This is a genomic window from Pantoea dispersa (genome assembly GCF_035783935.1).
GTDB classification, from domain to species: Bacteria; Pseudomonadota; Gammaproteobacteria; order Enterobacterales; family Enterobacteriaceae; genus Pantoea; species Pantoea dispersa_C.
Genome location: NZ_JALKOV010000008.1, coordinates 14213 through 31818, shown reverse-complemented (window position 1 = coordinate 31818; position 17606 = coordinate 14213). Strand labels below are relative to the sequence as shown.

General features: G+C 52.8%; 16 protein-coding genes, 1 tRNA gene and 1 pseudogene. 11 read left to right on the top strand and 7 right to left on the bottom strand.

Translation table 11 applies throughout. The features are described 5' to 3' along the window. Positions 1–21: 21 nt before the first annotated feature. From MXF20_RS15740 to MXF20_RS15725, 4 genes and pseudogenes are all read left to right on the top strand, one after another. Positions 22–98 (top strand) — tRNA-Arg (locus MXF20_RS15740). A gap of 165 nt (positions 99–263) precedes the next feature. Next, a complete protein-coding gene (locus MXF20_RS15735; protein ID WP_325970217.1) occupies positions 264–1490 on the top strand; it encodes a tyrosine-type recombinase/integrase in 1227 nt (408 codons plus the stop codon). 69 nt (positions 1491–1559) lie between these two features. Then, positions 1560–2420: a hypothetical protein gene (locus MXF20_RS15730; protein ID WP_325970215.1), complete on the top strand. Its 861-nt coding sequence runs from the start codon at positions 1560–1562 to the stop codon at positions 2418–2420. 207 nt (positions 2421–2627) lie between these two features. After that, positions 2628–2810 (top strand): annotated as a pseudogene (locus MXF20_RS15725) (helix-turn-helix transcriptional regulator); the annotation flags it as partial. Positions 2811–3111: 301 nt separating this feature from the next. Here MXF20_RS15725 and MXF20_RS15720 read toward each other — a convergent pair. After that, entirely contained in the window at positions 3112–3291 is a 180-nt protein-coding gene (locus MXF20_RS15720) for a hypothetical protein (RefSeq protein ID WP_325970213.1), read from the bottom strand. A gap of 311 nt (positions 3292–3602) precedes the next feature. Between MXF20_RS15720 and MXF20_RS15715 the strand changes: the two genes are divergently transcribed. Genes MXF20_RS15715 through MXF20_RS15705 form a run of 3 tightly spaced genes read left to right on the top strand, consistent with a single transcriptional unit; the run spans position 3603 to position 5891 of the window. Further along, entirely contained in the window at positions 3603–3797 is a 195-nt protein-coding gene (locus MXF20_RS15715; RefSeq protein WP_325970211.1) for a hypothetical protein, read from the top strand. After that, positions 3787–4155 (top strand): hypothetical protein, encoded by a 369-nt coding sequence (locus tag MXF20_RS15710; RefSeq protein WP_325970210.1) that lies wholly within the window; start codon positions 3787–3789, stop codon positions 4153–4155. The genes MXF20_RS15715 and MXF20_RS15710 overlap by 11 nt, the downstream gene beginning before the upstream one ends. Next, the gene (locus tag MXF20_RS15705) at positions 4152–5891 is read left to right on the top strand and encodes a DNA primase family protein (protein ID WP_325970208.1); all 1740 of its coding nucleotides are present in this window, start codon (positions 4152–4154) and stop codon (positions 5889–5891) included. The genes MXF20_RS15710 and MXF20_RS15705 overlap by 4 nt, the downstream gene beginning before the upstream one ends. A gap of 409 nt (positions 5892–6300) precedes the next feature. On the opposite strand, the gene MXF20_RS15700 is transcribed toward MXF20_RS15705, so the two are convergent. From MXF20_RS15700 to MXF20_RS15690, 3 genes are all read right to left on the bottom strand, one after another. Beyond that, positions 6301–7017: an SDR family oxidoreductase gene (locus tag MXF20_RS15700; RefSeq protein ID WP_141497201.1), complete on the bottom strand. Its 717-nt coding sequence runs from the start codon at positions 7015–7017 to the stop codon at positions 6301–6303. A gap of 54 nt (positions 7018–7071) precedes the next feature. Further along, entirely contained in the window at positions 7072–7740 is a 669-nt protein-coding gene (locus MXF20_RS15695) for a peroxiredoxin-like family protein (protein WP_325970205.1), read from the bottom strand. A 64-nt stretch (positions 7741–7804) separates the two neighbouring features. Next, on the bottom strand, positions 7805–8437 hold the full coding sequence (locus MXF20_RS15690; RefSeq protein WP_325970204.1) for a glutathione S-transferase family protein: 633 nt from the start codon (positions 8435–8437) through the stop codon (positions 7805–7807). Between the two features lie 122 nt (positions 8438–8559). Between MXF20_RS15690 and MXF20_RS15685 the strand changes: the two genes are divergently transcribed. From MXF20_RS15685 to MXF20_RS15675, 3 genes are all read left to right on the top strand, one after another. Beyond that, the gene (locus tag MXF20_RS15685) at positions 8560–9441 is read left to right on the top strand and encodes a LysR family transcriptional regulator (RefSeq protein ID WP_325970203.1); all 882 of its coding nucleotides are present in this window, start codon (positions 8560–8562) and stop codon (positions 9439–9441) included. Positions 9442–9564: 123 nt separating this feature from the next. After that, positions 9565–10332: an enoyl-CoA hydratase/isomerase family protein gene (locus MXF20_RS15680; RefSeq protein ID WP_325970201.1), complete on the top strand. Its 768-nt coding sequence runs from the start codon at positions 9565–9567 to the stop codon at positions 10330–10332. Between the two features lie 97 nt (positions 10333–10429). Next, positions 10430–11566, top strand: a complete 1137-nt coding sequence (locus MXF20_RS15675; RefSeq protein ID WP_325970199.1) for an alkene reductase — start codon at positions 10430–10432, stop codon at positions 11564–11566. A gap of 1491 nt (positions 11567–13057) precedes the next feature. Here MXF20_RS15675 and MXF20_RS15670 read toward each other — a convergent pair. Next, positions 13058–14329, bottom strand: a complete 1272-nt coding sequence (locus MXF20_RS15670) for a sensor domain-containing diguanylate cyclase (RefSeq protein ID WP_141497180.1) — start codon at positions 14327–14329, stop codon at positions 13058–13060. A gap of 761 nt (positions 14330–15090) precedes the next feature. Here MXF20_RS15670 and MXF20_RS15665 point away from each other — a divergent pair. Continuing rightward, complete coding sequence (locus MXF20_RS15665; RefSeq protein WP_325970197.1) at positions 15091–15357, top strand: host cell division inhibitor Icd-like protein; 267 nt, start codon at positions 15091–15093, stop codon at positions 15355–15357. Between the two features lie 211 nt (positions 15358–15568). Here the strand turns inward: MXF20_RS15665 and MXF20_RS15660 are convergent, their stop codons facing one another. Both MXF20_RS15660 and MXF20_RS15655 read right to left on the bottom strand, forming a co-directional pair. Then, positions 15569–16321 (bottom strand): molecular chaperone, encoded by a 753-nt coding sequence (locus MXF20_RS15660; protein ID WP_325970196.1) that lies wholly within the window; start codon positions 16319–16321, stop codon positions 15569–15571. A 1-nt stretch (position 16322) separates the two neighbouring features. After that, on the bottom strand, positions 16323–17603 hold the full coding sequence (locus tag MXF20_RS15655; protein WP_325970195.1) for a fimbrial protein: 1281 nt from the start codon (positions 17601–17603) through the stop codon (positions 16323–16325). Positions 17604–17606: the final 3 nt, after the last annotated feature.

The following is a 17606-nucleotide window of genomic DNA, read 5'->3' as shown; positions in this document are numbered from 1 at the left end:
ATAATCCGACGCATCTTCTATGCGCCCTTAGCTCAGCTGGATAGAGCACCGGCCTTCTAAGCCGTAGGTCACAGGTTCGAATCCTGTAGGGCGTGCCATTCTATCTTCTTTTAACCTCTCCTGAAGTCTACAAAATCCCTTAAAAACAAGCATCTTATCTAAATCAGCGTCTGCTGAGGCATAGCCTTATCTGCTGGAATCTACATCATTCTGGGGGTACATTTGGGGGTATCTCCCGTTCAATGAAATGAGATACCCCCAAAATGAAGCTAAACGCCCGTCAGGTCAGCGCTGCCAGACCCAAAGATAAACCCTACAAACTGTCCGATGGCGGTGGGTTATATTTGCTCGTTCATCCCGGCGGCTCACGTTACTGGCGACTGAAGTACCGATTCTCAGGCAAAGAAAAACTGTTATCACTGGGGGTATATCCTGAGGTCTCTCTTGCTGATGCCCGGGCAAAACGTGACGAGGCGAAGCGCCTGCTCGCTGCAGGACAGGATCCGGGTGAGGTAAAGCAGGCTGAAAAGCAGGCACAGCGTGTAGCTGTCACCAACAGTTTCGAAGAGCTGGCTCTGGAGTGGCATGCGCACAAGCGTGAGGGCTGGTCTCAGGGCTATGCGGACGACATTCTCGAATATCTGCGCAAAGATGTTTTCCCCTGGATTGGCAGGCGTGCCATTACTGAAATCAAAACGACCGACATGCTTTCCGTACTGCGTAAGATGGAACAGCGTGGCGTTCTGGATAAGCTGAAGAAAACCCGGCAGGCATGCCGACAGATTTTCACCTATGCAGTGATTACCGGCAGGGCAGAACAGAATCCGGTTACCGATCTCGCCGGCGCACTGAAAGCGCCAAAGCAAAAGCATTTCCCTCATCTCACCGCTGACCAGTTAGGTGACTTCCTGCGCGCGCTCAGCGGCTATACAGGCAGCAGAGTGACGCAGTATGCCACAAGGCTGCTGATGCTGACCGGCACGCGCACGATTGAATTACGGGCGGCTGAATGGGCTGAATTCGATCCGGATAAAGCCCTGTGGCAGATTCCGGCGGCGCGAATGAAGATGCGTCGCCCGCATATCGTTCCGCTGTCCAGTCAGGCGCTGGCTTTGCTTGAAGAGCTAAAACAGCTGACCGGGCGCGGTCGCTTTGTTTTTCCCGGGCGTAATGACGCAGGAAAAACAATGAGCGAAGCCAGTATCAATCAGGTGATCAAGCGCATCGGTTATCACGGAAAAGCCACCGGGCACGGCTTCCGTCACACCATGAGCACGATTCTTCATGAGCGGGGCTACAACACGGCGTGGATTGAAACGCAGTTGGCTCATGCTGATAAAAATACTATCCGGGGGGTCTATAACCATGCCCAGTATCTGGAGGGGCGCCGGGCAATGCTTCAGTGGTATGCCGACTTTCTCGAATCGCAGGAAAAGGCAACAGCTCGAATTCCGGCAGGCATGCCTCAGAGTACGGATGGCTGGCTCTGAACGAACCCGTAGACCCATTGAGTAGACGATAGTAGACTTTATAAGAACAAAAAACAGCCAGACAGTGTGGTGGCTGAAATCAGAAAACGTTTGAACATCTGCCCCCTCATCTACTCACTATCGCTGACGAATGCTGTGCGTCATATGCAAAAGATTAACTTCGAAGAACTGGATAAAGAACACGCTGAAGCCGTGCATTTCACGGATGCCATTGAGGTTATTGCTGAAGCCAGCAAACGCACAATGTGTGAGGGTGCACTGTTAATGGTGCGGGCTATGCGAGCCTTTAAAGGTGATTATCCTCATAACCTGTGTGAGTTTCGCTTTTACCGCTATTCGCGTGACCAGGGCTTTACATCCGATAAAGACCTGGAAAATAAAAGTTTAAAATTTCTCAGCAAAATTGCGAGCGGGTGTAAGTTTCCTCAGGCATCCGCTGGGTTTGGTCCCGATATTTATCTGGTGGACGGGTTCCAGATATACGAAGGGTTCTATTTCAAAAAAACAGAGCTGATCCTTTTTCTGCTCCATAATGACATGGCTGTTCCCGTCGAATTCTCCGACGGTCTCTCTGCTGCGATTAAGCTCTACGAGCAATATAAGAAACTGAGTCGTAAAGGGGCGGATAATACATCAGCCGATCCCCTGTCGGCTGACGAAGCTATAACTGCTCTGGCCGCTGAGCCTGTGAAATGGGGGCGTTTCGCTGGTAAGGAAACGGCGTTGATGATGATTGCTGGTCTGGCTGTAGCCCTTGAACAATCCGGCGGTCGTTATTTGAGAGGGGCCAGACTGAACAAGAGTGCAGTCGTTGAAGCCGCGAGAAAGGCGATCAATGACTATGGAAAAGGGACAGAGATAACCAGTAAAGCGATGACAGATTTACTCAGAGCGGCGCTGGAAAGCCATATTGTTAAAACAGAACCCTGAACACTTCCAGTTTCGACTCATCAAGCCGGAGAGACTTCCAAAACTGTTTATGCAGACTTCCAAATCGGCTTTCACTTCGGGAATACCAGCAGAACACTTCCAGTTTGCTTGTTTCCATTTCCAGTTATTTCACCTCTGCTTCCACATCTCCCTCTCTTTTCTTGCTGAAATAGTCCTGTAAACCACACGAGGAATCAGGAAGTCACTATGTCTGAATCACTTATCCGCCTGTCAGAAGTTCAGCGTCGCACGGGCTACAGCAAAGCCTGGCTGTATCGCCTGATGAGTGAAAAACGTTTCCCTTTGCCAGTCAAAATTGGCGCCCGCGCGATTGCGTTTATCGAAAGCGAGATCGATGCGTGGATTGAAGAGCGCATCAATGCGTCACGCTCAGCTACACCATCTTTAAACGCCGATAAAACCCAACACAACGGGAGCGCAAATGCATGCAAAGCCTCTTCTAAATCAGAATGAAAATAACTTGCGCGCTCTTGCGATGAATTAATTGCACTATCACCCTCGCTGTCGCGGCGGCTCTGATTAAAGACTGATTTGGAGCAAAAGAAATGATTGGTAAAAAAATGACTGCCTTGACTGGCAGTGCCCAGACTCACCCTTCATCCAGCCATAAGGCGGCTCCGGAGGACACAACAGAGAACATTGCAGTTATCAAGGCAGCTGCCAGAACTGGTCAGCCTTTGGTTTCTATACCTCTGGACTGGAGCTCTTTGCGAATGATGCGCTTCATCCAGGCTGCTAAAGATTCGTCGCCGTCCTGTTTTTGTGCTTTTTCCATTGCTGAGCGTAAATCACTATCGAGCCTTAACTGGAAAGGCTGGCTGCCCCTACGCGTGTCCTTCTGTGTTGACATGATAATTACACCTAACTACTATAATTTATGTGTCATTACATGTTATATCGAAAGTAATGTCATTACAACGAAGCCCGGCAGTGGTGGATCACTAACCGGGCTTCTCACCAAACCGTTAGTTGGAGTAACAGTTATGGCTATTAACAAGCATACCCAAACTCGCCCTAAATATCAGTATCGCTTCCTGACCGTTTCGCGTCAGGACCGGTCTGTACCCCCGTCCCGTCTCTGCACCGGCGCCGGCTCAGAGCAGGCTGTCCGCTGCCTTACCCTCTCCCCCGCGGACCCGCTGCCCGTTCAGGAGGTCCAAAATGCGTGAGCCCATGGATTTAGATCAGGCTGAATTCCAGGCCGAGATGGCCACCTCGCTGTTTGAGGTGATTATGGACAAGGCCTGTCAGGAGTGCTCGCCCCAGCTGCGTCACCTTATCAGCCTGGCCTGTGACATCAACTTTGAGATCTACCGCGCGCTCAGGGCTGACGGAGTAAAGCACCATGATCAGTAACGTGAAGTTTAACGAGCTGGCTGGCCGGGTTGAGGCGCTCACTGCGCGCGTCGGGGAGCTGGAGGCCAGCCTGAACGCGCTGGTGGATTCACAGGGCGGTACCATTCCGCCCGGCATGGCGCCGGTCAGCACGCTGGCGGCGGAGTTTGGCATCTCGACCAAAAAGGCGGAGGAGCTGGCAAAAAACGCCGGCGTGATGCTGGTGCGGCACAGGGCCGGAGGCTACATGGTGCCGGACGAGAAATTCCGTGAAGCGGCCCGTCTGGTGCTGCGTGCGGCCAAAAGGAAGTACGGCTCGGCGTACTGGTACCACCCGCTGATTGGCAGGTTCCAGATGAGCGGAGGGATACCGAAATGAGCGTGACGGAAACGGAAACCCTGTCTGACGCGCTGTTCACCTGCATCTACCTGTGGGTGAACGGTCATCCCGTTGATAAAAAAGCGGCCCGTGAGGCCGCTTCACGGCACCGCGATAAACATTCCTGCTACGGCCGGCTGGCGCAGAAAATGAAAGACTTTGTGCCGGGCAGCGGCATGAGCTATGAAGCCCTGTGTGAGGCAGGCTTCTGCCAGACAGACGCAAAGAAGCAGCGTCAGACGCGGATGAACCTGATTGCCGGTTACACGGGCGGGGAGGCCGTTAAGGCGCTGCTGTGTGATTCAGAACGTATCAACCGCCTTTTTCCCGCCGGTAAAGAGCAGCCGGCAGCTCCCCGCCAGGCGGGGCTGTCCCTTTCCCAGATGGGGCCCAGCCAGCGCGGCGGGGTGCTTCTTGAGCATTACAGCGGGCAGCTGGCGCTGGATGCTGATTCAGACGTGGTGCATCACTATAACGGCATCGTCTGGCAGCCGCTGAGCGACCGGGCGCTGGCGCGCCAGATGGCGGCCATTTTTATTGACAGCGAAACGGCCTACTCCATGCCGGCCATGAAGAATGCCGTCGACGCCATGAAGCTGAGCCTGCCGGTGATGGGCGTGACGTCCCGCCATCTTATCGGTTTCCGTAACGGGGTGTTTGACACCCGGCAGGGGATTTTCCGTCCGCACGACCCCGGTGACTGGCTGCTTATCGCCAGCGACGTCACCTTCACGGCGGCGGTGCAGAACGAGACGCTGGCCGGGCACGCGCCTGTTTTTCACCAGTGGCTGAACGGGTGCGCCGGGCATCATCCGCGCAAGGCCGACCGGATACTGGCCGCCCTCTATATGGTGATGGCCAACCGCTACGACTGGCAGCTGTTCCTTGAGGTCACGGGGGCGGGGGGAAGCGGGAAAAGCGTGATGGCCGAAATCTGCACCATGCTGGCGGGTAAGGGCAACACCGTCTCAGCCAGCATGGCCGCGCTGGAGAACCCGCGTGAGCGCGCGCTCATCGTGGGGTACTCGCTCATCATCATGCCGGACATGACCCGCTATGCCGGTGACGGTGCCGGCATCAAGGCCATTACGGGCGGGGACAAGGTGGCGATCGACCCCAAGCATAAGCCACCGTACTCCACGCGCATCCCGGCCGTCATTCTGGCCGTCAACAATAACGCCATGACCTTCAGCGATCGCAGCGGGGGCATATCGCGGCGCCGGGTCATTTTTAACTTTTCACGGGTCATCCCGGAAGACGAACGCGATCCGCTGATGACGGCAAAGATAGAGGCTGAGCTGCCGGTCATCATCCGCCACCTTCTTACCCGCTTTACGGACCAGCAGGAGGCGCGTCAGCTGCTGTCTGAACAGCAGACGTCTGAGGAGGCCCTGACCATCAAGCGCGAGTGCGATTCGCTGGTGGATTTCTGCGGTTACCTGACGGCTTCATCGCAGTGTGACGGCATGTTTATCGGCAACGCAGAAATTGTTCCGTTCAGCCCGCGTCGCTATCTCTATCACGCCTACATGGCTTACATGCGGGCGAACGCGCTGAGCAAGCCGGTATCGCTCATGCGGTTTGGCACAGACATGCCTGGCGCCCTTGCCGAACATGGAAAACTGTATGAGAAGAAAAGGACAAAGCAGGGCATGCGGTCAAACCTGCTGCTTACACCCGAGGCTGAAGAATGGTTGCCTTGTTGCATTGATAAAACAGGAGAAAAATTAAGTTAATTAAAAAAGTGTTCATCAGTGTTCACCTTGCAAAAAAATGACTATTTATCATAAGTATAAGGGGTGAATACTTTTTCTTTAAGTATTCACCAGGTGTTCACCTGTTCACCTTTAAGCCTCCCAGGGTGACCACCAGGGTGAACACCTGGTGAATACTATTACTCAAAGTCGTCACCATTTAATTTATTGATAAATAATATAAAAACAGCAAAGGTGAACAGGTGAACACTTAAACCACTATTCTTTTTTTTCGTGCGTTTGAAAAACGTTGCTGCTCTGAATTTTACGAATATCAGAGGCCTTAGGTGTCAGCCCGCTTAGAGACTGATGTGAACGGCAACGTCTAAAGTTTCAGGTGCCATTTCTCACCTTAAGCGTTTTAGTAAACTCAATCCTTATGACTGTCGCGTTAAAAGAGCTGCTGACCCACTGATGCCCCGCCATCGACATATAGGGTCTGGCCGGTTATAAAGCCGGCATCCTTTGACATCAGAAAAGCAACAGTAGCCGCAATTTCGTCTGGCTTGCCAAATCGCCTCATTGGCACTCCCCTGAGATAGCGCTCTTCACCTGCGCTGCCTGGCGGGTTATTCGCCCGAAAAAGCTCCGTTTCAGTCGGCCCCGGCGCCACCGCATTCACCGTAATACCTGTCTGAGCGAGTTCCAGTGCCCAGTTACGGGTGAAGCTGATCAGAGACGCTTTTGCAGCGGCATAAGCTGTCCGTTCAACACTGCCAAGCACCGTCAGGCTGGAAATATTAATGATTCGCCCCCAGCCCCGGTCTTTCATGCCGGCGAGAATGGCCTGTGTTCCCTGTACAGCGGGATAGAGATTGACGCGTATAACGTCTTCGAAAGTCGCTAAATCTATGTCGCCGAGACGCTGAGGTTTAACCAGACCCACATTGTTGACGATCCCGTCAAATGCGAATCGCTGACTTAACTCTTCGAAAGTCTGTTGTGTCTGTCTGGCGTTGGAAAGATCTGCGCTGATTAAGGTGCCAGGGAAATCGTCCCGGGAACCTCGTGCTATACCGACCACCTCATGACCTGCCCTGGCGAGACGGCGGGCAAGCGCCAGCCCGATGCCTTTGCTGGCGCCTGTGATTAAAAATGTTCTCTTCATTTTTGACTCCTGTTAATTCGCTCCGGCATTTTTTTGCAAGAGGTCACGATGATTTCACATGCTGCGCATGCGACGCAGTGAGGGCAGCATCTCTTCCGGCTCCGGCCGGCGCGTATAGTCGGGATTCACTTCAGCATAAATAATCGTGCCTTTCTGATCGATGACATAGCGGGCAGGCATAGGAAGCGTCCAGCTCTCATCTCCGTTGAAAAGAGGCAGGTCGTTCTTCAGTCCTTTGTACAGTTCAATCAGATAATCCGGCAGGTTAAAACGCAGCCCAAAGGCATCCGCCACGCTGTTGTGTGGGTCAGACAGAATCGGAAAGCTGAGGTTATTGTGACGCATGGATTTACGGCTGTTAGCCGTCGTCTGGGGGGAGACGGCGACAAGCGCTGCGCCCAGCGCCTGAAATGCGGGAAGCGCTTCATTAAGCGCCTGCAGTTCCATATTGCAATAAGGGCACCAGACTCCACGGTAAAAACTCAACACAAGTGGACCTTTTGACAGCAATCCTGCAGAGGAAACGGCATGGCCCTGCGGATCGTTTAACGTAAACAGAGGCGCCTTATCTCCCGCCTTCAGCGCATGCGCAGCTGCGCCGGACTGAATCAGTTCATCCGTCGCGCGGCGCATAATTTCCGCCACCGGTTGAGGGATATTATAGGGGGGCTTACCTGCTTCAAAATCCGCCTTAAAAGCGTCAAGCTTTGCCTGCAGCATCATGATATTTCTCTGAAAAGTTATTTAGGGTGATCTCTTTATTTTCGGGCGGCTTTACAACAGTCAGTTACCGGGGGACAAGCGCGTTAATACGTTCTGTGGCGCGCTGTACGGCGGGCCGGTTAATCATTTCATCAAACCAGCGAGCCACATTGGGTGTGTTTTCAAAACTCACCCCGGCAAACTCCCGACGCCACAGCCAGCCGAAGTGCGCAATATCAGCAATGCTGTATTCCTTTCCGGCAACAAACTGGCGGTCAGCCAGAAGGGTATCCAGCACCTTGAGGGTGCGGTCTGCTTCAGTAGTGAAACGCTGAATTGCCAGCGGCTGTGGTTCGGATGCCTGACGCTGGAAAAAACCTGCCTGACCGAATGCCGGTCCCAGCCCTGAAGCATGAAAGAACAGCTGCTCAAACACCCGAGACCTGGCCGGGCCTGAAGCCGGTAAAAGCTTCCCCGTTTTTTCAGCAAGATAGATAAGGATGGCGGCCGACTCCGTCAATACCAGCGGCTCAGATAAGGCGTCAGTATCAACAAGCACAGGGACTTTGCCGTTGGGGTTTAAGGCCAGAAATTCAGCTGACTTCTGTTCCCCTTTACGAACGTTCACCGGGTGTAAAACATATTCAAGACCGAGTTCTTCGAGCGCGACAGGCACCTTGATGCTGTTAGGCGTGGCGAAAGCATAAATATCAATCATGGTCATTTCCTGCTGAGATGTTTGCCGGGCCAGCCCCGGCAAGCTGAAAATGATAATGGCTGGCATGAGACAGGAATGGTAGATATGCTATACGGATAACATCTATTCTTCAGAGGAATAAAATGGATCGCTTTCAGGCAATGGCCACTTTCGTTCGGGTTGTGGATACGGGCTCCTTCTCTGCAGCTGCCAGACAGCTAAACGTGGGCCAGCCTGCGGTCTCCAAAATTGTTGCTCAGCTGGAGTCGCGATTACAGACCCGTTTGCTGACCCGATCAACCCACGGCCTGACGCCCACTGAGGCCGGGCAGCGCTATTATGAACGTGCGCGGGCCGCCCTGCAGGAAGCCGAAGAGGCTGAACTGGCCGCCCGGGGAGCAGGAAAAGGCCTGTCCGGAAAGCTGCGGATTTCAGCCGCAACCACTTTTGCACGGCTGCATATCATTCCCCGCCTCCCGGCGTTCCTTGATGAGCATCCGGAGCTGGATGTGGACGTGATCCTGGATGACCGAGTGATCGACCTGATTGCTGAAGGTATTGATATCTCACTGCGCATGGGAAATCTGCCCGACTCAGGTGTCGTCGCCAGAAAGCTGGCAACAGGACCCCGCTCAGTGATTGCCACGCCGGAATATCTCTCAGAAAGGGGAGAGCCGAAAACGCCGGCTGAACTCGCAGAACATCAGGCAATTCTCTATAACCCACAGCCCAGCCTCTGGTCATTCACCCGGCAGGGTGCCGTTGTGTCCACCGCCGTGAGCGGTCGCATCCGCGTCAGCGCCGCTGAAGGTCAGCGAGCTGCCGTGCTGAGCCATATGGGGTTGTGTATTGCCTCCGACTGGATGTTTGCCGAGGAATTAAGAAACGGAACCGTTCAGAAGGTGCTGACGTCATGGCAACTGCCTGACATCGACCTGTGGGCCGTATTCCCTAACGGACGTCTGGCGAGTGCCAAAGCCCGGCAGTTTGCTGGTTTTGTTGAAACCATTATGGGAGGAGGGTAGACCATGATATTCCATTCAGGAATAGCTGTTATCTGATTTATAAGCGATCCCAATGTTACTGGAATGGAATATGGTTGTTTCATGGCCAGCCACTCCGGACTGGTAACAACAAGGATCGCCACCATGTCTACGTTTGAAACTTATCGAAATGCTTTTCCTAATGCCCGCCTGATCCGTAAACCCAATGGCGTACTGGAGGTAACATTCCATACTGCCGGTGAAAAACTGGTTTTCGATGGCCATACCCACGAGCAGTTCGTCGAGCTCTTCCATGCCATCGGCGAAGACCGTGAAAACCGCGCAGTGATCCTGACCGGTTCGGGTGATGCCTTTATGGACGCGATCAGTCCGGAAGGATTTGATTTCTTCACCCCGGCAGGTTTCGACAAAATTCTGCGCGAAGGCAGAAAGGTGCTGAACAACATTCTGGATATCGAAGTTCCGATGATTACCGCGCTAAACGGCCCGGTGCTGCTTCACAGCGAATATGCCCTGCTGACGGATACCATTCTGGCCACCCCGGAAACCGTTTTTCAGGATAAACCGCATTTCGAATTCGGGATCGTCCCCGGTGACGGCGTGCACATTCTGTGGCCAGAAGTCATCGGCTCGCTCCGGGGCCGCCACTTTTTGCTGACCCGCCAGGTGCTTGATGCGGAAACGGCGAAAGACTGGGGCGTAGTAAATGAAATTGTGCCCGCTGATAAGCTGCTGGCCCGCGCTCACGAAATTGCCGACGGGATTGCTGCACTTCCGTCACTGACCTCGCGCTACACCCGGATTGCACTGACTCAGCGTCTTAAGCGTCTGGTAGATGAGGGGCTGGGTTATGGCCTGGCGCTGGAAGGTATCAGTGCCGCGCAGGTTGCCCACACACTGGCCCGGCAGTAAGCCTGTCGGATATTGACTCAGATTTGGCATTACTGAATTCATTTGATATTGCGCCAGGGCCCCCATGTGTGCTCTGGCTCAACGTGAGGTAGATTTAATGAACCCTTTATTCTCACCTGTGACTGCAGGAAAACTGCATCTGAACCATCGCGTCGTTATGGCGCCCACCACGCGCATGAGGACCGAACCGGGCGGTGTTCCCGGCAAGTTGATGAAAGAATATTACCGCCAGCGAGCGAGTCTCGGAGGGCTCCTTATCGCTGAGGCCACGGCGGTTTCGCCCTATGCGAATGCCTACGAAGATGCACCGGGTATCTTTACTGACGAGCAACAGGCTGGATGGCAGCGTCTGGTGGAAGCCGTGCATGCCAGAGGCGCTCAGATTGTACTGCAGTTGTGGCACCCGGGTCGCCAGTCCCTGCCTGAACTGTCAGCGGGACGTCAGCCCGTCGCGCCTTCAGCGCTCATCGCCAGAGATACTTATGGCGTGGTGAAAAATGAATTGGGATCCTATGAGGGTAAGCTTTTTCCCGTTCCTCGCGCTCTGGAACTGGATGAAATTCATGATCTCATGGTGGAGTTGCGGCAGGCAGCCATTCGGGCCAGAACCGCAGGATTCGATGGCGTTGAGCTCCATGCCGCCAACGGTTACTTACCTGAACAGTTTCTGCTGGATGGCAGCAATCAGCGCAATGACAGTTATGGCGGCTCCCTTGAAAACCGTGCGCGTTTTCTGCTTGAGTCCGTTAGCGTCCTGACTGATGTCTGGGGGCCGGGGCGCGTTGCTGTGCGCATTTCTCCCAGCGGGATATACGGTGATATGCATGACAGCGATCCGACAGCTACTTTCCGTTATCTGGTCGGGCAGCTGAACGTGTTTGACCTGGCCTATCTGCATGTTATCGAACCCCGCATCGTGGGGCCGGAAGACAGGGAGGCGGGCTATTATGCAGAGCCGGTAGCCAGCCGCGATTTGCGCGCATTTTATCAGGGGAAAATTATTGCGGCGGGCGGCTTTAAACCAGAGGATGCCGGAATTACGCTGCAAAAAGGTGAGGCCGACCTGATTGCTTTTGGTCGTCTCTTTACCTCCAATCCGGACCTGCCAGAGCGTATAAGAAACGCTTTTCCTCTCGCTGCGTACAACCGTGATGCTTTCTTTGGCGGTGACGGTCAGGGGTATACTGATTTTCCTGCCTACTCACCGGCAGACTTCAATAAACAGTGGGTCTGACTGGACTGCCTACAGGATAGACACAGACCATCTCATATCCGGGAGGGGGCATGACTTCACAACTTCTCTGGCAGGGGCTTACGATTTACGTCGCGCTCACAACCCGGATGTGACACTGAGGTATTGATCTCTTGCAGATTAGTGCGGTTGTGAGAATAGGGTGTACGGTAACGACCTCAGAGACCTGAGCAATCATGCGTCAGGTTATAGCCAAACAATTACTGTCCCGTACCGCGCGGAACCCGTTGCAATATTTTTGTATGGCTTCCACCATCTGGTGCTGTGCGCTTGCAAATGTGATGACCCGGCATAAGGCACCTCAGGGAAGAGTTATGCGATGTTGACCTGGGCTGAACGTAACTGACGGTACTCAGCATGACAAAGTGAACGTCTAATCGCATTTTTTTACCGCTTACGCTTGTCAAAATAAACAACGCAGCAAATATTAACGGTGAAAGCAAAAATATGTTTCACCCCACTTCGGCCCCTGGCGGGCCTTTTTTGCCTCCAGTCCCCCTCACTGCAAGGCGTAATACACGTTGCCAGATTCAGGAGCATACCGGCCATAAAGCCTTTGTCCCGGAAGGTTAGTGCCGTTTGCCTGCGATCAGTTCATGAAAGTAAAAACTGAAAGCTAGAGAAAATTTGATTTCTGACCGTCATCCCATTTACCCCAATGTGCCCTGAATCTGCGTTTAATCCTTCAGTGGCTGATGCGTCTGGAGAGCAAAATCCGGCGTGTACTACGGCAGGCAGATTATTAAAACGGAGGAGAGGAATCATCATAGCTGAGAGGGATATGAACATAAATGATGTCGTCGCGATGGACAGATAACGGACAAACGACCGGTCCAGCATACAGCGAATGTCTAAACCTGAGTTACCGTTTAAAACGCAGCATTTATTTGAGTGTTTTGCCCCAGAGAGAAAAGCGGGACGTATGAAAAATCGTAAATAATGGAGAGTCCCTGGCAATCTCCGGCATGGCGGTATTCGGGGATAGAGCTGGACAGTTTTCATGCCTGAACTATTATTCAGATACCATGCCGCAGTGATAAGCATGATGGACCTTCAGTACTCTCTTTACAGCCCGCTCAGCGCGGGTTTTTTTTGCGCTGCCTGTTTTTACGCTGAAGATTTTCACTCCCACCTGTCACATTAAACGCCTACTATCCGCCCCAGCCCGGACAGGGGAGTCGGATGATTATGGCAACATTCACCCGTTATGCAGTTCATCCAGTCAGACGTTTCCCCATATCAACGTGATGCTGTGATAATTACGGGCCAGCCATGGCAGGTCCGGCTGGTGGGTTATCCTGGTTCTGTCTGTGCATTTAAGCGTGTGTTAACCACCATCGTTAAGACAGGAGGCGGGAGGTCACCGTGACCCCCCGTAGTTAAATCAACGCGTTTTCTCGCCGTCTTATTGCCTGTACGTTGCGAAAGGGCTCTTCTGCAGAGGAGCTGAGTGGCAGGTACGAATAAGGGATGTCAGTCTGACTTCTGCACATTCGTAATCTGTGGCGCAGCATCAAAAAACTGATAAGACCCATCACGACGTGCTTTCGCCTGGTACATCGCGACATCGGCGTTATCCAGTAACGTTTTTGCTGATGCCGTGCCGAATTGCGCAAGACTGATACCAATTGCGGCTCCCACGCGCACTTCCATTTTATTGATAGTGAAAGGTTCTGCCAGGCTCTCAATAATACGCTGGGCAATGGAGGATGCCGCCTTGCGGTTAGTGCACCTCGCGGCTATGACAAACTCATCGCCTCCCAGGCGCGCCACAGCGTCGCCCGGGCGCATGCATTGCTTTAGTCGCTTACTGACCTGCTGCAATAACGTATCGCCCGCGGCGTGCCCCATCGTATCATTGACTGCCTTGAACCCATTGAGATCAAGAAAAAGGACGGTTGTGTAGTCTGCATCTTCGGGTTGTGCGAGCATCTGCTCAATTCGGGCATTGATCCACGCACGATTGGGTAACCCGGTCAGCATGTCGCGGGTTGCCATTTTCTCCAGCCTTTCCATCCGCTCTTTATCGCGAGTGATATCACGTGAGACCAGCACTGCGCCGATGTTCTTGCCCGTCGACGGATTACTGACACCGCAGGCTTTGGTGCCAAGGGTAAGATAGTAACCGTCCCGATGCCGTTTTCTGACCTCCACCACGTCTGGCAGGATACCTCCACTGAAGATGTGTTCCAGTGCTTCTGTCGCGGGGCCCCGATCGTCAGGATGCAGAAAATCAATTACCCGCTGCCCGTTCATTTCATCTGCTGACCAGCCCATCATTGCGCTGTATGACGGTGAGACAGATACGTACCTGCCGCTGGCATCGCAATGGGCAATAAGGTCAGTACTGTTTTCAATTAACAGGCGGTATTCTGCTGCCGTGCGCAGTGCGTCCTCAAGCGCTTTGCGCTGACCGGTTATATCCAGAATAAACCCCTGATAATGAGAGTAATCAGGCGAAGGCTGACAATGTGGAAGGCCAGAAAAAATCACCCGTCGCATTTTTCCGTCGAGACAACGGATCGGTACTTCAATATGAAACGGGGCAATGCCTTCAAGCGCAGCCGTTAATTGCTGTGCAATTTTTGCATCATCGTCTGCCTGCGCAAACTTCAGCCATGCGCTGAGCGTGACACCTTTCAATGCGGGTATCAGACCTTCAGGGTATTCCTGGCTGGTAATGCAAACGCCCTGGTCGTCCGTGGTCCAAACAGCGGAAAAAGTTGATGTGATAACAGTGTCCAGGATGATCGTCTCCGATGTTTGTTGACGAAACTAAACGCGCTCAATTTCCGTCAGTGCCGCCGTCGGTAACCCGCATTGCTGCCCCAAAACCAGATGGGAAGAGCGGGAGGATTTTTCTTTATGTGACGCTCCGGCAGGAGCAATGACGTATTCTGCATTCTGTTTGCTCACTCTTGCAGCCGTAAATTCTACCCGCAGTGATGAGTGAGAGTGAGTTGTAGCACGCTATACGTTCAGGTGATCTGACTTACATTATCGGCGCAAGTGGAAACAACCTTTAACGGCACGACCGTAGACTATAACCGGACTCTCAGGAGATAGATATTCACCCCCATGGTTAATTATCATTAGGGTGATCGTCGTACAATATCTGGCTAATTCGTGAATGACTGGCTGGCTGCACCATTAAGGCACTGTTCTTGAGCCCCGTTAATAAGCGGGAGCCCATCAACGGGGTGCCCGCGGGAAGGGACGGATCCCTATGACATAACTGTTGGAAAGACCTTTTACATTCATTAGGGCCTGTGCGATACCGTCATTATTATCACGCATGTGCTAACGCCTGTGTTAGCAATGCTGTGGAAATCCGCATCGATTTGCACCCGGTGTCATCATCAGACAGCAGTGCTTCAGTCCTGTTCGAATCAGCAATGTGCGTCTGATTTTTGACTTTCGCGGGAGGGGGGATGGGGTGATTTTATTCCAGGGAGTCGATACCATAAACCCAGTACATGTGATTCAAAACAGTGACGCTTGCAGGTATGGCCATCGCCATCAGGCCAATTGTCCGACCGTCAACCGGAGCAACCGTTGTGGTTATGAACAAACCTATCCAGACGCGCCCTAAGTACCAGTATCGCTTTCTGGCTGTCTCACGCGAGGACCGGTCCGCTCTCCCGTTCCGTCTTTGTATTGATGCGGATTCAGAACAGGAAGCCCGCCGCATTCTGGCCCCATACTTTATCCTTTCTTTGTTGGGGCAGCAGCCTGCAGATGAAGGGGAAATGTGTAAGTCCATGAATTCCTGATTTGTCATCCATTTTCTGCGCGACCTTATGGTTGTACGTTAGGTGTCCATAATTATTTCAGTTATGACCGGATATCGAAAAGGGAAAAATCAGCTGCTGCAAAAGAACGGCAGTGGCGCGAGGCGCTTTTGTGTTAATTCAATTTATTCAAATTCGTCGGTTTACTGATGACGCTTGCGGGAACTTGTCAACGGGCACCCGCACGTCTGTTTTACCATGATACTGACGGCGTACCAACGCGGGCAGAGAAGGCCTGCGGGTTGCCCTCATCGTCCAGTGCCGTGTAATCCAGAAGGATATGACTCGCCGGCAGAGGCGATTTTCCAATAAGGGGATAATCTTTACTGGAAAACGGGGCGAGCGTCTTATCACCATCCAGATAAACGGGGTAACGTTTTCCTCCCACTGCTATAGTCATTTCGCCTGGGGTGAAAAAATAGCGGCTGCCATTAGTGGCATGAATGAACGCCTGCCCCTGCTTTTCTCTGATCAAAAAGGTCACCGCGTTGACACGTGCCGCAAATGGCATCACTTCCCTGAACGGTCGGTTAATTACCTTGAGTTGGGTATTCAGCGCCATGCTGATCTTATCGTTGCCCTGCTGTACCGTTCTTTTTTTTACGGCGCTGATTTCGTAAAGATTGAGCCAGTAAAGAGATTCACGATCGTTTGGCAGGTGTGCGGCCAGTTCGGTACGTAGCACCGCAATCTGTTTTTTTTCGTTTTTGTTCAGCGTAAAAACGCCAGGAAGTGCAACAAAGGGAAAAGCTTTACTGCCGGGCGATTTTTCCGGTGAACCTCCATCAACCCAGGTCTGTATGAGAACGGGTGCATCGCCGCTGTTGATCAGCAGTAACGGAATTTTCACCTCGCCCGGGTAGAAGAACAGTCGGCTTTGCTGCGGAATCACCGCAGCCTGGGCGTTAATCGAAAGGCACACAAATAACCCAAAGAGCGTTTTCATATTATTGCAGCCGAATCAGGATGGATGCTGTTGCATCAACCTGGCCAGCCGTAACGGTCTGACCGGGAAGCTTTGTAAGACGGGCACTGAACCTGCGCTGATAGAGCTTTTCGTCACTCTGCTGGCTGCCGCTGATAGCCTGCGCATCCTCCAGCACCGGTCGCCAGCCCGCATTACCGCTAAAGCTGCTCCAGCTTAAAAAGGACACTGGCTGACCACTCGATGTTTGTAATTGAATACCGACGCCTTTCGCCAGCGAAGGTTGGCTGTCATAGTGATCGGACACCAGGTAGCGCGAAAGTCCGTCTCCTGACGTCAACCCCAACTGCTGGACCTGCAGCCACGCGGCGTAGCTTGGCTGAAAGCCCAGAGAGAGCTGGCCTGAGTTGATACCAGACAAATTTTCGGTTTCACTCGCACAGGCCAGAGTAATGGTAAGCGGTGCCGTCACAGCATGACCTTCATTGAGAGCATTGATGCTGATGCCAGGAAAAATGACGTTTGCGGTATAATTTTCTACCCGGCAGCCCTGCGTCATGTTTTGTGTCAGGGTTGCGACCGGCGCGGTATTCATTCCAAAGGCCATGTAGCGACCTGTTCCCCATGTATCGTAATGATTCCAGCTGTCCTGGCCTGCTTCGGGGACATTCATGCCTGGCCCCATAAACACTACATAGCCATTCGGCTGGTTACAATTATACGCGCCAGTGTAGTTATCTGCGGCAGCACTGGAACATCCAAAGGTGTTATAACCGGGCGAGCGGTTATTTTTATCTGTACGAATGAGTTCCGCACTGATGGGGCTGAAGTCGCGTCCCCTGATCTCGATTTTATTGCCCTTTATTTCATACTGTGTGAGCGGCACCTTTTGCCAGATACGGGTAAAAGGCTTACCGCTGCGCACGTGAACCAGTTTTAATGCGGTATAAGGAAAGTAGGTCTGGAAATAGCCGTTGCCCATGTCCCAGGCACCGCCAACGTTACTGTCACCATTGGTGGCGAAGACCTCAAACAGCTGATCTTTATCCGCCAGATCACACTCGTACAAAACGCGATCCGGATCGGCATTTTTGACAGCCGGTACCACCTGAAAGACTGAGCGGGCCAGCACCGTACCTGCAGGCTGATAACGCAGATTCATCAATCCGATATTCCCGAGGTTTAGTGGCGCACCGCAGGCATCGCAGCCATGATCCACCGGCTTTATCCGAGTGCATGTCGCAAAAGCCGGGAATCCTGCCGCCAGAAAAAATAATATGATTGCTGCTAAATAGCGCTTCATTGA